15 protein-coding genes are annotated in these 12,836 nt (G+C 70.6%); 8 read left to right on the top strand and 7 right to left on the bottom strand.

Translation table 11 applies throughout. The features are described from left to right. The first annotated feature begins 3 nt into the window (after positions 1–3). Both VMF51_RS03335 and VMF51_RS03330 read left to right on the top strand, forming a co-directional pair. Entirely contained in the window at positions 4–780 is a 777-nt protein-coding gene (locus VMF51_RS03335; protein ID WP_414689432.1) for a polyprenol monophosphomannose synthase, read from the top strand. Next, the gene (locus tag VMF51_RS03330; RefSeq protein ID WP_325472968.1) at positions 777–1,262 is read left to right on the top strand and encodes an FxsA family protein; all 486 of its coding nucleotides are present in this window, start codon (positions 777–779) and stop codon (positions 1,260–1,262) included. The genes VMF51_RS03335 and VMF51_RS03330 overlap by 4 nt, the downstream gene beginning before the upstream one ends. A gap of 44 nt (positions 1,263–1,306) precedes the next feature. On the opposite strand, the gene VMF51_RS03325 is transcribed toward VMF51_RS03330, so the two are convergent. The 3 genes from VMF51_RS03325 to VMF51_RS03315 form a co-directional block, all read right to left on the bottom strand. Then, positions 1,307–1,690: an RNA polymerase-binding protein RbpA gene (locus tag VMF51_RS03325; RefSeq protein ID WP_325472967.1), complete on the bottom strand. Its 384-nt coding sequence runs from the start codon at positions 1,688–1,690 to the stop codon at positions 1,307–1,309. Positions 1,691–1,885: 195 nt separating this feature from the next. Beyond that, positions 1,886–3,247, bottom strand: coding sequence for an MFS transporter (locus VMF51_RS03320; RefSeq protein WP_325472966.1), 1,362 nt, complete (start codon positions 3,245–3,247; stop codon positions 1,886–1,888). Further along, complete coding sequence (locus VMF51_RS03315) at positions 3,244–4,056, bottom strand: glycerophosphodiester phosphodiesterase (RefSeq protein WP_325472965.1); 813 nt, start codon at positions 4,054–4,056, stop codon at positions 3,244–3,246. Before VMF51_RS03315 ends, VMF51_RS03320 begins: the two co-directional genes overlap by 4 nt. Positions 4,057–4,118: 62 nt before the next feature. On the opposite strand from VMF51_RS03315, the gene VMF51_RS03310 reads away from it, so the two are divergent. Beyond that, positions 4,119–4,379, top strand: a complete 261-nt coding sequence (locus VMF51_RS03310; RefSeq protein ID WP_325472964.1) for a zf-TFIIB domain-containing protein — start codon at positions 4,119–4,121, stop codon at positions 4,377–4,379. A 481-nt stretch (positions 4,380–4,860) separates the two neighbouring features. On the opposite strand, the gene VMF51_RS03305 is transcribed toward VMF51_RS03310, so the two are convergent. Continuing rightward, on the bottom strand, positions 4,861–6,387 hold the full coding sequence (locus tag VMF51_RS03305; protein WP_325472963.1) for a UDP-N-acetylglucosamine 1-carboxyvinyltransferase: 1,527 nt from the start codon (positions 6,385–6,387) through the stop codon (positions 4,861–4,863). 90 nt (positions 6,388–6,477) lie between these two features. Between VMF51_RS03305 and VMF51_RS03300 the strand changes: the two genes are divergently transcribed. Both VMF51_RS03300 and VMF51_RS03295 read left to right on the top strand, forming a co-directional pair. Next, positions 6,478–7,494 carry a zinc-dependent alcohol dehydrogenase family protein gene (locus tag VMF51_RS03300; RefSeq protein WP_325472962.1) on the top strand — a complete coding sequence of 339 codons (1,017 nt, stop codon included), beginning with the start codon at positions 6,478–6,480 and terminating at the stop codon, positions 7,492–7,494. Beyond that, positions 7,491–9,167, top strand: coding sequence for an alkaline phosphatase D family protein (locus VMF51_RS03295; protein ID WP_325472961.1), 1,677 nt, complete (start codon positions 7,491–7,493; stop codon positions 9,165–9,167). Before VMF51_RS03300 ends, VMF51_RS03295 begins: the two co-directional genes overlap by 4 nt. Positions 9,168–9,184: 17 nt before the next feature. On the opposite strand, the gene VMF51_RS03290 is transcribed toward VMF51_RS03295, so the two are convergent. After that, on the bottom strand, positions 9,185–9,337 hold the full coding sequence (locus VMF51_RS03290; protein WP_325472960.1) for a hypothetical protein: 153 nt from the start codon (positions 9,335–9,337) through the stop codon (positions 9,185–9,187). A gap of 199 nt (positions 9,338–9,536) precedes the next feature. Further along, complete coding sequence (locus VMF51_RS03285) at positions 9,537–9,935, bottom strand: hypothetical protein (protein WP_325472959.1); 399 nt, start codon at positions 9,933–9,935, stop codon at positions 9,537–9,539. Positions 9,936–10,045: 110 nt separating this feature from the next. Here VMF51_RS03285 and VMF51_RS03280 point away from each other — a divergent pair, with 110 nt between their 5' ends. The 3 genes from VMF51_RS03280 to VMF51_RS03270 all read left to right on the top strand — a co-directional run bounded on the left by VMF51_RS03280 (position 10,046) and on the right by VMF51_RS03270 (position 11,984). Next, complete coding sequence (locus tag VMF51_RS03280; protein ID WP_325472958.1) at positions 10,046–10,603, top strand: hypothetical protein; 558 nt, start codon at positions 10,046–10,048, stop codon at positions 10,601–10,603. 104 nt (positions 10,604–10,707) lie between these two features. Next, positions 10,708–11,274 (top strand): hypothetical protein, encoded by a 567-nt coding sequence (locus VMF51_RS03275; protein WP_325472957.1) that lies wholly within the window; start codon positions 10,708–10,710, stop codon positions 11,272–11,274. Beyond that, complete coding sequence (locus VMF51_RS03270) at positions 11,271–11,984, top strand: RES family NAD+ phosphorylase (protein WP_325472956.1); 714 nt, start codon at positions 11,271–11,273, stop codon at positions 11,982–11,984. Before VMF51_RS03275 ends, VMF51_RS03270 begins: the two co-directional genes overlap by 4 nt. A 365-nt stretch (positions 11,985–12,349) precedes the next feature. On the opposite strand, the gene VMF51_RS03265 is transcribed toward VMF51_RS03270, so the two are convergent. Then, positions 12,350–12,766 (bottom strand): MarR family winged helix-turn-helix transcriptional regulator, encoded by a 417-nt coding sequence (locus tag VMF51_RS03265; RefSeq protein WP_325472955.1) that lies wholly within the window; start codon positions 12,764–12,766, stop codon positions 12,350–12,352. Positions 12,767–12,836: the final 70 nt, after the last annotated feature.

The following is a 12,836-nucleotide window of genomic DNA, read 5'->3' as shown; positions in this document are numbered from 1 at the left end:
CGCGTGAGCACTGGACACCCGTCGGGGCTGGGCCGGGTCGTGATCGTGATGCCGACGTACGACGAGGCCGACAACCTGGCCTGGATCGTCGGCCGGGTGCGGACCGCCCAGCCGGACGTGGACATCCTCGTCGTGGACGACGACTCACCCGACGGCACCGGCCGGATCGCGGACGAGCTGGCCGCCGCGGACCCCCAGGTCCGGGTGCTGCACCGCACCGCCAAGGGCGGGCTCGGGGCGGCGTACCGGCACGGCTTCGCGTACGCGCTCGCCGAGGGGTACGACGTGATCGGGGAGATGGACGCCGACGGCTCCCACCAGCCCGAGCAGCTCGGGCTGCTCCTCGACGCGCTCGCGGACGCCGACCTCGTCATCGGCTCGCGGTACGTGCCGGGCGGATCGGTCGTCAACTGGCCGCGCTCGCGCGAGTGGCTCTCGCGCGGCGGCAACCTCTACGTGCGCCTGCTGCTGGGGATCCAGGTCCGCGACGCCACGGCCGGGTTCCGGCTGTTCCGCCGCGGCACCCTGGAGAAGATCGACCTCGAGTCGGTCGTGTCGACGGGCTACGTGTTCCAGACCGACATGGTGGCGCGCACTCTCAGCGCGGGCCTGACGGTGCGCGAGGTGCCGATCGAGTTCGTCGAGCGCGAGCGCGGCGACTCCAAGATGAGCCGCGCCGTCGCGGCCGAATCGCTGCAGCGGATCACCGCGTGGGGCCTGCGGGAGCGTCGCGACCAGGTCCGCCGGGCCTGGCGGCGGGGCCGGGGGAGCAGGTCATGAGCCGGCGTCGCAGCATCCGCTGGGTGCTGTTCGTCCTGTTCGTGGTGGTGCCGCTGCTCGAGCTGTACGTGCTGATCCAGGTCGGTCAGGTGATCGGCGCCTGGTGGACCATCCTGCTGCTGGTCCTCGACAGCATCCTCGGCACCTGGCTGATCCGTCGCGAGGGCAGCCGGGCGCTCGCCGCCCTGCGGACGGCGCTGGAGACCGGCCGGATGCCGGCGCGCGAGCTCGCCGACGGCGGCCTGCTGCTCATCGGCGGGACGCTCATGCTCAGCCCGGGCTTTGTCACCGACGTCTTCGGCATCCTGTTGATCCTGCCGTTCACCCGTCCGGTGTTCCGCCGGGTCCTCACCCGGGTCGTCGCCGCGCGACTGATCGTCACCGCGACGGGTCCGAGCGCGCAACGTGGTCCGGACGCGCAGCGCCCCGGACCGGGATCCGAGGGACCCGTGGTCCGGGGCGAGGTCGTCGACGACCCCTGAGCGACGGCGTACGGCCTGTCGTCAGGGCGTCGGCACGCGTGCGGTCAGGAGACCTTGCGCTTCTTCTGGTTGGCCCGGTGCAGGTGCGCCGGACCGATCTCGCCACCGCGCAGCAGCTCGAGACGCTCCTTGAGGATGTCCTCGAGCTCCTTCTCCGAGCGGCGCTCGAGGAGCATGTCCCAGTGCGTGCGGGCCGGCTTCTCGTTCTTCGCCTCGGGCTCGATGCCCGAGGTGCTGAGGCTCTCCGCGCCACAGCGCGGGCACTCCCAGATCGCGGGTACGTCGGCCTCGACGGACATCGTGATCTCGAACTCGTGGCCCTGCGGGCACCGATATCCGACCTGCTGCCGAGCCGCGAACTCGATGCCGCGCTCGTCCTCGAAGCTCTGGCCTCCGAGTCGGGCACCGCGCAACGTGCGCTCCGCCATGAGGCACCTCCGTTTTCTGTCCCCCGTGGACGATGAACCGAGAGGGCCTGGATGGTTCCTCTCAGAAGTCTTCAACGGTACTGAGGAGTCCAAGATTCCGACAATCGGCGCTCTGCGTGCCGATCCACGCAGATTCTCGGACTTCTCTCAGGTACCCGGGGGTCGCGGACCTCACGCAGAGCCGTGTGCGGGTGCCTAGACCACGGCGGGGACCTCGTTGCCGGCTTCGCGGATGCCGCGCACCGTGTCGACCTTGGCGAGGAAGACGAAGCCGATGACGAACAGCGCGATCAGCGCGAGCAGTGCCGGCCGGTAGGAGTCGGTGAGCTGGTGCACGACGCCGAAGACCAGGGTGCCGACCCAGCTCGTCCCGCGCTCGCAGGCCTGGTAGAGCGAGAAGTACTCGGCCTCGCGCCCGCGCGGGATCAGCTGGCTGAAGAAGGACCGGCTCAGCGCCTGCGTGCCGCCGAGGACGAGACCGATCGCGGCGGCGAGGGCCAGGAACAGCGGGAAGCTGCCTGCCGGGGTGAAGAACCCGAGAACGACGACGGCGATCCAGATGCCCAGTCCGGCCATGATCGTCTTGTGCGCACCGCGGCGCTGCGCCACCCGGCCGAACAGCAGGGCGCCCGCGATCCCGACGAACTGCACGACGAGGAACGCGGACAGGACAGTGCTGGCCTCGAAGCCGAGCTGCTTCTCGCCGTACACCGAGGCCGCGTAGATCACGGTCTGGATGCCGTCGTTGTAGAACAGGTAGCCGATCAGGAAGGTCAGCGTGACCGGGTAGTTCCGCAGGTCCTTCAGGGTGTGCCAGAGCTGACCGAACGACTGGCGCACGAGGGTGCCGGACTCGGGCTGGACGTTCGCGGGCGGCCGGTTGCGCACGCCGCGGAACGGGATGATCGTGAAGACGGCCCACCAGATCCCGGCGCTGAGCAGGCTGATCCGCACCGCGAGGGCGGTGTCGTCGACGAGGGACAGCAGCCCGAAGTTCAGGGCCAGCAGGATGCCGCCGCCGAGGTAGCCCATCGCCCAGCCGCGCGAGGACACCCGGTCGCGCTCGTGCGGCTCGGCGATGTCGCACAGGATCGCGTCGTACACGACGAGGCTGGAGCCGAGGCACAGCGTGGCCGCCATCAGCAGCACGGCGCCGAGCTGCCAGTTGTCGCCCGTGACGAAGAACATGCACATCGCGAAGGCGCTGCCCGCCCAGGCGAACCGGGCCATCAGCGTCGTCTTGCGCGCGGAGCGGTCGGCGATCGCGCCCACGATCGGGAGCACGAGCGCGGAGACCAGGGTGCTGATCGTGACGATGTAGAAGACCAGCGAGCCGGGGGAGACGTCGAGGCCGAGCACCGACAGGTCGGTCGTGCACTTCAGGCCCTTGTCCTCGTCGGTGACGAAGCCGCAGGCCGCCTCCTCGGCGACCGAGGTGAGGTACGGCGCGAACAGCACCGCGGCGATCGTGGTGACGTAGGCGCTGTTGGCCCAGTCGTACCAGTACCACGCCCGCTGCTCGCGGGTCCGCTCGTCGGGCGTCCTGGTCGTCGTCATGATCGTCCCCTCCACTGTCCGCGCTCGGTGAGCACGGCCTTCAGCACGTCGGTTCGGTCGGTGAACAGGCCGTCGACCCCGAGGTCGAGGAGCTCCCGCATCTCGCTCGGGTCGTCCACCGTCCAGATGTGGACGTGCTTGCCGGCCGCGTGGGCGCGGCGGACCAGGCCGGGCGTCGTCACGAGCACCCGTCCGCGCCGCCGAGGGATCTGGAGAGCCGCCACCCGGCCGCGCGTCAGCAGATCCGCGAGGCGTCCCGACGGCAGCAGCCGGAACGCCGCCACCTCCAGGGGATGGGCGGAGGTCGGGACCCGCCCTCCGGTGAGCTCCCGGAAGCGCCGGAGCCGGCGCCGCGAGAAGGACCCGACCAGCACCCGGTCCCAGGCCTCCCGCGCGTCGACGAACTCCGCCAGGGCCGGGACGGCGCCCTCGGACTTGAGGTCGATGTTGAATCGGACCGTCGGGAACTCGTCGAACAGCCGGGCCAGCGTCGGGACCTCCTCACGACCGGCGACGTGCGCTGCGCGGACCTCGGCGTACGTCAGGGTCGCGATGGCGCCCTCGCGGTCGGTGACCCGGTCGAGAACGGCGTCGTGGAAGGCGAGCAGGACGCCGTCGCGCGTCACGTGCACGTCGGTCTCGAGGTAGTCGTAGCCCAACGCCACCGCGTGCTTGAACGCCGCGAGGGTGTTCTCCAGGCCCTCGATCTCCGGGTGGTACGCCCCGCCGCGGTGGGCGAAGGCGAGGGCGCTCCCCGGCCGCTCGAGGACGGCATCGAGGTAGCCGAACCCGGTAGGCGGCGTACTCACGCGAGCAGTATCCACGGCGCGGGTCCGGGGCGGGCACCGACACGAGGGCTACCGTCGCGGATATGGAGACGATGAACTGCCCCGCGTGCGGCACCGGGATGGTGGAGAGCCCCGTCGGTGCCGCGGCCGTCCTGAAGTGCCCCGAGGGGCACGGCGTCTACCTCGACCGCGCCACGCTCGGCGCGCTCGTCGAGGCCGAGTCCGACTGGCACCGGTACGCCGGCCAGCACACCGCGCCCATGCCGCGGATCACCCCCGACATGGAGGCCGCGCCCCCACCCTCCCGGCCCGCCGCGCGCGCCTGGGTGGAAACCCTGTTCTGACCGCCGACTCTCGGCTCGCCGGGTTTCGAGGCTCGCTCCGCTCGCACCTCAACCAGCGTGGGGTGACGCTGGTTGAGGTGTGAAGGACGAAGTCCTGAGCCTCGAAACCCCTGGTGCCAGGCTGCGGCCTCGGCCCGGGGTTGACGGTCGGCTCGCTGGGTTCGAGGCTCGCTTCGCTCGCACCTCAACCGGCGTGGGTGAACGCTGGTTGAGGTGCAATGGACGAAGTCCTGAGCCTCGAAACCCCTGGTGTCGGAGGTCGGCCTCGGCCCGGGGCTGATGGTCGGCTCGCTGGGTTTCGAGGCTCGCTCCGCTCGCACCTCAACCAGCGTTTGAGGTTCGCTCCGCTCGCACCTCAACCGGCGTGGGTCGTTCGTCGGTCGAGTAGCGAGCGCCAGCGGGCATATCGAGACCCAAGTCTCGATACGCCCGTCGCGGCTTCGTTCCTCAGGCAGCCTGAGCAGGCTCAGGCTCGGGGCGCTCAGATGTCGCGGAAGGGCTCGATCTGGGCGCCGAGAAGGTTGAGGCGCTCGGCGAGGTCCTCGTAGCCGCGGTGGATGACGTAGGTGCCGCGGAGGACCGAGGTGCCCTTGGAGGCGAGCATGGCGAGCAGGATCACCACCGCCGGACGCAGCGCCGGCGGGCAGACGAGCTCGGTGCCGGTGAAGGACGTCGGGCCCTCGATCATGACGCGGTGCGGGTCGAGCAGCTTGACCTGGCCGCCGAGCTTGTTGAGGTCGGTCAGGTAGATGGCCCGGTTCTCGTAGACCCAGTCGTGCAGCAGCGTCTGACCCTCGGCGACCGCCGCGATCACCGCGAAGAACGGCAGGTTGTCGATGTTCAGGCCCGGGAACGGCATCGGGTGCACCTTGTCCAGCGGCGCGTGCAACTGGGACGGCTTGGTGGTGAGGTCCACCAGGCGGGTGCGGCCGTTCTCCGCGTCGTACTCGTCGGAGCGGTGGTACTGGAAGCCCATCTCCTCCAGCAGCGCGAGCTCGATCTCGAGGAACTCGATCGGCACCCGGCGGATGGTGATCTCGGACTTCGTGACGATCGCGGCCGCGAGCAGCGACATCGCCTCGATCGGGTCCTCGCTGGGCGCGTAGTCGACGTCGACGTCGATCTCCTCGACCCCGGTCACGGTCAGCGTGGTGGTGCCGATGCCGTCGATGGTGACGCCGAGCCGCTGCAGGTAGAAGCAGAGGTCCTGGACCATGTAGTTCGACGAGGCGTTGCGGATCACGGTCGTGCCCGGATGCAGCGCGGCCGCCATCAGGGCGTTCTCGGTGACGGTGTCGCCGCGCTCGGTCAGCACGATGGGGCGGCCCGGCTCGATGGCTCGGTTGACCTGGGCGTGGTACGACCCGTCGGTCGCCTTGACCTCCAGACCGAACGGCCGCAGCGCGGCCATGTGCGGCTCGACCGTGCGGGTGCCGAGGTTGCAGCCCCCGGCGTACGGCAGGTCGAAGGTCTCGGCCCGGTGCAGCAGCGGGCCGAGGAACATGATCACCGAGCGGGTACGGCGGGCCGCGGCCTCGTCGATGTTGTCGAGGTTGAGCTCGCGCGGCGGGACGATCTCCAGGTCGTTGTCGGCGTTGAGCCACTTGGTCTGCACGCCGAGGCTGCCGAGCACCTCGAGCAGCCGGTTGACCTCCTCGATGCGGGCGACCTTGCGCAGCGTGGTCCGGCCCCGGTTGAGCAGCGACGCGCACAGCAGCGCGACGCCGGCGTTCTTGGAGGTCTTGACGTCGATCGTGCCGGACAGCGTGGTCGGGCCGGTGACGCGCAGGTGCGTGGGTCCGGCGCCGACGGCGACGATCTCGGAGTCGAGTGCCGCCCCGATCCGTGCGAGCATCTCCAGGGAGAGGTTCTGGTGGCCCTTCTCGATCCGGTTGATCGCGCTCTGGCTGGTCGCGAGCAGCTCGGCGAGCTGCTGCTGGGTCAGCCCCCGGTGCTTGCGGGCGTCGCGGATGAGGTTCCCGATGCGGCCCTTGTATCCCTCGGTCATGCGGCCACGGTAACTCACATATGAGATAGAGCAACAAAGGCGAGCGTCGGGCGTGGCGGCCGGCCCGGGTCAGCCTGTAAGGATGCCACCATGCGAGCGACCACGATCCACGCCCCCGGAGACATCCGCGTGTCGGAGGTCCCCGACCCGACCATCGAGCAGGCGACCGACGCGATCGTCAAGGTCACCGCCGGCTGCATCTGCGGCTCGGACCTGTGGCCCTACCGCGGCGAGAACGAGATCACCGCCGGGCAGACCATCGGCCACGAGTGCATCGGCGTCGTGGAGGAGGTCGGAGCCGACGTGACCTCGTTCCGGCCGGGGGACTTCGTGATCGTCCCGTTCGACCACTGCGACAACACCTGTGCCCACTGCCTCGCCGGCGTCCAGAGCGCCTGCGTGAACTACGGCGTCACGGTGAGCGGTCAGGCGGAGTACGCCCGCGTCACCCAGGCCGAGGGCAGCCTGGTGAAGCTCGACGGCGCCCCCGACGCCGCCCTGGTCCCGTCGCTGCTGGCTCTGTCCGACGTGATGCCGACCGGCTGGCACGCGGCGGTCGCGGCCGGCGTACGGCCGGGCGGCACGACGGTGGTCATCGGCGACGGCGCGGTGGGCCTCTGCGGTGTCCTCGCCGCGGCGACGATGGGCGCCGAGACGATCATCGCCATGTCCCGCCACGAGCCGCGCCAGGAACTCGCCCGCGCCTTCGGCGCCACGCACGTCGTCGCGGAGCGCGGCCGCGAGGGTGGCGCGATCGTGAAGGAGATCACCGGGGGAGTGGGGGCCGACTCCGTCCTGGAGTGCGTCGGCACCGATGCCGCGATGCGCACGGCCTTCGGCGTGGCCCGCCCCGGGGCCACCGTCGGCTTCGTCGGAGTCCCGCACGGTGTCGAGCTCCCGGTCCGCACGATGTTCGCGAAGAACGTCGGCCTGGCCGGCGGGATCGCTCCGGTACGCCGCTACCTGCCCGACCTGCTGCAGCTGGTGCTCGACGGGCGGATCGATCCCGGGCGGGTGTTCGACGCCACCCTGCCGCTCGACGAGGTCGCCGAGGGCTACCGGGCGATGGATGAAAGACGGGCGATCAAGGTACTGATCCAGCCGTGACCTCTCCGCTCCGCCTCGGCCCGCTGCTCCGGTACGTCGACGACACCTCCGCCGCCGTCTGGGTCGAGACCGAGTCGGCGGCGACCGTGGTGGTCACCGCAGGGGACCGGGCCGCCACGTCCCGTACCTTCACCGCGCACGGTCACCACTACGCGCTGGTCGAGGTCGAGGGTCTCGAGCCGGGCAGCCACACGCCGTACTCCGTGTCGATCGACGGCGAGCGGGTCTGGCCCCTCGCCGCGGGGGAGTACGGCGAGTCGATCATCGCCACCCTGCGCCCGGGCAAGCCGCTGCGGATGGCCTTCGGATCCTGCCGGGTGAGCGTGTCCCACGACGAGAAGGGGCACGCGGCCCACGGCGTCGACGCCCTGCGCGCCTACGCGCTGCGGATGGCCGGGATCACCGGTGACGGCGACGCCGACGGCTGGCCCGACCTGGTGCTCTTCCTCGGCGACCAGGTGTACGCCGACGACACCAGCGACGAGATGAAGGCGTTCATCGAGCAGCGCCGGGACCCGACGAAGTCGCCGTGGCACGAGCTGAAGGACTACGAGGAGTACGCCCATCTCTACCGGCTCGCGTGGAGCGATCCGGCGAACCGGTGGCTGCTGTCGACGCTGCCGAGCGCGATGATCTTCGACGACCACGACATCCGCGACGACTGGAACACCAGCCTGAGCTGGCGGCGTGAGATGGAGGCCACCGACTGGTGGCACGAGCGGGTCGTCGCCGGGCTGGCGTCGTATTGGGTCTACCAGCACCTCGGCAACCTGAGCCCGTCCGACCGCGCCCAGGACGCGCTCTGGCAGCGCATCAGCGCGTACGACGGACCGGGGGAGCTGGACGTCACCGAGGAGCTCGACCGGCTGGCCGACGACGCGGACCAGCGGCCCGACAGCTACCGCTGGAGCTTCGCCCGGGACTTCGACACCCAGGCGAGGCTGGTCGTGGTCGACTCCCGAGCGGCCCGGGTGCTGCAGCCCGACCAGCGCTCGATCCTCGACGACGCCGAGATGGCGTGGCTCGACGAACAGCTGCGTGGCGACGTCGACCACCTGCTGATCGGCACGTCGCTGCCGTTCCTGCTGGCGCCGGCGATCCACCATGCCGAGTCGTTCAGCGAGGCGCTGGCCAGCGGCCGGTTCGGGCGGCTGCTGAAGCCGCTGGGGGAGAAGGCGCGCCAGGGCGCCGACCTCGAGCACTGGGCCGCGTTCCAGGAGGGCTTCGCGCGGGTCGCGCGGATGGTTCTCGACGTCGGCTCCGGTCGTCGCGGCCGGGCGCCGCGCTCGGTGACGTTTCTCTCCGGCGATGTGCACCACAGCTACGTGGCCGAGGCGTGGCCGGACCCGGCCGAGGGCATCGACGTGACGAGCCGGATCGTCCAGGCGGTGTGCTCGCCGATCCGCAACCCGCTGCCGAGGTTCATGCGCGGCGCCACCAAGCTGGCCGGCCTGGGACGGGCGCGACCCACCGGCCGGCTGACCCGCGGACGGATGCCCCGCTCGCCGCTGCGGTGGCGGATGGCGAAGGGGCCCTGGTACGACAACAATCTCGCCGTACTGGAAGTGCTGCCGGGCGGTCTGCGGATGCGCTGGTGGTGCGGCGAGGTCCAGGGCGGCGACGTACGACGGCCGCGGCTGCGGATGGTCGCCGACATCGACGGGATCGGCTGACCCCGAGGAGCCGATGCTCAGGCGGCGCGGTGCTGGTGCGCCGGCTTCTGGCTCGGCTCACAGCTGCAGCCGTCGCCGCACGCCAGGAACGTGTGCATCCCGTGCCCGCAGCGCGGGCAGGGGCGGTCGTGCGACAGGTGCTCGCCACTCGACTGGACGGTGTCCCACATGGCTCTTCCTCCCCTCGCGTGCGGTCCGTCGACTCTCACCTGAACGTACGGACAGCGCGCGGCGAAACTGCGGAGAACGCTCCGGAAACACGCAGGTGAGCCATCAGATTGGCCCGATCGGGCACCGCCGGCATGACCCGGACGGGCCATACCGGAGCGCCGGGCGGGCCGATGGCGCCGCCCGAGGGGGAGCGGCGGATCAGTCCTCGCGCCGACCCGCGGCGCAGAGCAGCGCGCCGAGGAGGATCAGGATGCCGCCACCGAGCTCCGTGACGAAGATGCTGGTCGGGTCGTCGTAGACCAGAGCGAAGAGGATCAGCAACGCCCCGCCGAGGCCGATCACGCCGATCGCCGGACCCGGCGAGACGCGGGTGCGCAGCACGAACGACGCCAGGACGACCACCGTCGCCACCATGCCGCCGCGGTAGCCGGCCCACATCCCCGCGGCGTCCTGCGGGTAGATGTACCAGGTCGAGATCACGACCAGGATGCCGGTGGTCAGCACCAGCGCCCAGCCGAGGGGAGCGAGCACGGGGACCGGCTGGTAGGCCGCGGCGGCCGGGGCGGTCACGTCGGAGGGCTTGGCAGGAGTCGTCATGGTGCCGACATCCTATTCACTCGGTGCCGTCGGAGGCAGGGGAGGTCCGGTGGTTCGGGCGCGCGCGTTAGATTGCCGGGTAGCCCACCCCCCAGCTCTGGAGCATCGCGATGACCGACCAGCCCCGTACCGGTTCGTCCCGCACGCCCATCCTGGCGGCGCTCGCCGTGGTGCTCGTCATCGTCGGTGCCGTGGCGGTCGGTCAGCTCGTCCGCGACGACGACGGAGGTTCGACGGGTTCGTCGCAGGGGGAGTCTCCTGCTCCCGAGGGCGCCGAGCGACCCGAACGGCTGCTCGTCCCGGCGGCCACCGAGACCTGGGGCAGTCAGTCCGTGGCGGACTGCGCGTCGTACCAGTACGGCGAGGAGCCCGAAGTCGTCTACGTCCCGCAGCTCAGCTACGAATGCGTGGCCAAGGTGCCGCACGACGCGAGCGTCGTCTTCTCCGCGAGCGATGCGGTGACCATCGGCGGCATCGCCTGGGACAAGGCGTCGGAGCCCTGGGTCCAGGTCGACGGGCATCAGGTGATGAAGAAGGTCGAGGGTGACGAGTTCAACCTGACCAGCCGGGTGATCCAGGGCGTCTGGGTCGACACGCCGCGCGAGTACGCCGTCTTCGTCGGACCCGAGAGCCCCGACGCCCTGGCGTCGTTGGAGGCCGGCGGCTGACGAACCGGTCCACCGCGCAACGAAGGCAACACTTGCTCATTGTGTTGTGTGCGTTGCGTCGGAGCGGTACGATGGGCTGACGTAGCGAGAGGGGAGGGATGATCGTGGGCGCGTCCCGCGTGCTCGTCCCCGAGGGCATGGATCCGCGGCATGCCCAGCGCACGCTCGACCTGCTCGCGGCGCACGAAGGTGCGCTGCACCGGATCGAGAGCGCCCTGGCGAACGAGGCGACCGCCACCGCTCCGGCGACGGCCGCCATGCTGGCGGCGCTCGACGCGAAGTGGCGCAGCGTCGAGGTCGACTACGGGGTCTACGAGACCAACGAGGTCGCTGCTCTGGTCGGGGTCACCAACCGGTCCTCGGTGCACCGGCTGCGCGAGACCAGGGGACTGGTCGCCTACAAGCGGGCCAACCGCCGTCTCTACCCCGCCTTCCAGTTCCACCGCGGCCGGGCACTCGACCTGCGTCCGCTCACGAGCCCGCTGCGCGAATCCGGCTGGAGCGACGAGGACATCGTCATGTGGCTGATCTCGGCCAACGGCTACACGCGCGGCAACGAACCTCCCGCGCGAGCACTGGTCGAGGCGATCGAGCGTGCGGACTCCGGCGTACCTGACGTTCCTGACGAGCTTGCCGGGCTGGCCCGGACCGCAGCCGCCCCGGCGTGGTGAGCGCCGCGTCCGGCGGATCGGTCGTCGCGCCGCCGCCGGAACCGTTCGAGGTCACGGAGGAGATCCTCCCGGCCGGCACCCGGCTCTACCGGGTCCATCCGCTCCAGGTCCCCGAGGTGGACGACCTCCTCCGGCCCACCGGGGCGGTCCTGTCGGACGACGGCACCCTGTTCAACCCCGGAGTCGGCCGGACCCGCTTCGCGTTCTTCGGCGATCCGCCGGTGCCGGTCTGGTACGCCGCCTGCGGTCCCGAGGGTGCGGTCTTCGAGTCGCTGCTGCACGACAAGGTGCCCGGTGGCTCACTTGCGCGCGCCGAGTGGGCCGAGCGGATGCTGTCCGTCGTGGTGACCACTCACGACCTCCGGCTGGCGAAGCTGCACAGCGACGGTCTCCGCAAGTACGACCTGACGGCCGCCCGGCTCACCGACACGCCTCCCACGACGTACGGCGAGACCGTGCGCTGGGCGTACCAGGCGTGGCTGGCCGGCTTCGACGGCTGCTCGTGGGTCTCCCGGCAGTACAACAGCCAGTTCGCCTACGTCCTGTTCGGCACGGCCGGGGCGGACGGGCGATCGCGCATCGGCGCGCCGCCGACCCGGCTGCGTGCCGTCGCCGATGCCGCCGAGACCCGGGTCTTCGCCGTCAGTCGGGCCGACTACGACTGGCTGGCGGACGTCTGCTGGTCGATGCGGGTGACCACGACGCTGTGATCGTCGTGAGCTCGTGGAGATCCAGCGGATACGGGCTGGGCTCTGCCACCGGTCCGGCGCTCTCGTTTCGCTCCATCCACTTGTGGTCGTCGCGCCAGACGAGGAGTACCGCGGACACCGCAGCCGCCGAGATCAGTGCGCACAGTCCGATCTGGAGTACGAGTACCGCCGGGACCGGGTCCATGTCATCAGTGTGTGCCGCCGGAGATCGGCGCACCAGGTATCCCTCCGCGGATACCGCCGATAACTGACATTATGTCAGGTAGTGTCCCGGAGCGCCTCGCTCCCTCGCTCTCGGCGTGGCTGCGTCAGTGCGCAAGTTCTGCCGACTCGGCGTGCAAGTTCTGCCGACTCGGCGTGGGGCGTCAGGAGAGCTTGGCGAGGATGGTGATCAGCGTTGTTCGCTCGGCTGAGGTCAGCGGGCTGAGTACCTGGACCTGTACGTCGTCGACGATGCGTTCGAGGCGCGGCAGCAGGTCGCGGCCGTCGTCGGTGAGCGTCACGACGTTGCGGCGGCCGTCGGCGGGGTCCGGGCTGCGGTCGACCAGCCGGCGACTTTCGAGCTCGTGGAGCGTGACGGCGACGTCCTTGCGGTCCAGGTGCAGGAGTCGGCCGAGGTCGGCCTGGCTCAGGGCGTCGTACTCCCCCAGTGTCGACAGCGTCCGGAAGTGGATCGGCCGGAGGTCGAGCTCGGCGAAGGCGTCGGCGAGGACCGCCTGACTGCGGGCGTTGGCTCGACTCAGCAGCCAGGTCGGGAGTCCGGCGAGCTTCGCGGGCGGCATACGAGCAGTCTAGAGATTGTTGGCCTTCCCAACAAGGTATATCGTTGGAGAAACCAACAAAGTGGAAGGT

It is taken from the genome of Nocardioides sp., assembly GCF_035503875.1.
Taxonomy (GTDB): Bacteria; Actinomycetota; Actinomycetes; order Propionibacteriales; family Nocardioidaceae; genus Nocardioides.
Note: the sequence above shows the minus strand (reverse complement) of the source record. Positions and strands in the feature narration are given on the sequence as shown.

What these genes read in the sequence shown, in the direction of transcription:
- VMF51_RS03290 (WP_325472960.1), bottom strand. Translation starts at nt 9,337, where the DNA reads ATGTGGGACACCGTCCAGTCGAGTGGCGAGCACCTGTCGCACGACCGC.
- VMF51_RS03310 (WP_325472964.1), top strand. Translation starts at nt 4,119, where the DNA reads ATGGAGACGATGAACTGCCCCGCGTGCGGCACCGGGATGGTGGAGAGC.
- VMF51_RS03320 (WP_325472966.1), bottom strand. Translation starts at nt 3,247, where the DNA reads ATGACGACGACCAGGACGCCCGACGAGCGGACCCGCGAGCAGCGGGCG.
- VMF51_RS03300 (WP_325472962.1), top strand. Translation starts at nt 6,478, where the DNA reads ATGCGAGCGACCACGATCCACGCCCCCGGAGACATCCGCGTGTCGGAG.
- VMF51_RS03325 (WP_325472967.1), bottom strand. Translation starts at nt 1,690, where the DNA reads ATGGCGGAGCGCACGTTGCGCGGTGCCCGACTCGGAGGCCAGAGCTTC.
- VMF51_RS03330 (WP_325472968.1), top strand. Translation starts at nt 777, where the DNA reads ATGAGCCGGCGTCGCAGCATCCGCTGGGTGCTGTTCGTCCTGTTCGTG.
- VMF51_RS03305 (WP_325472963.1), bottom strand. Translation starts at nt 6,387, where the DNA reads ATGACCGAGGGATACAAGGGCCGCATCGGGAACCTCATCCGCGACGCC.
- VMF51_RS03285 (WP_325472959.1), bottom strand. Translation starts at nt 9,935, where the DNA reads ATGACGACTCCTGCCAAGCCCTCCGACGTGACCGCCCCGGCCGCCGCG.
- VMF51_RS03280 (WP_325472958.1), top strand. Translation starts at nt 10,046, where the DNA reads ATGACCGACCAGCCCCGTACCGGTTCGTCCCGCACGCCCATCCTGGCG.
- VMF51_RS03265 (WP_325472955.1), bottom strand. Translation starts at nt 12,766, where the DNA reads ATGCCGCCCGCGAAGCTCGCCGGACTCCCGACCTGGCTGCTGAGTCGA.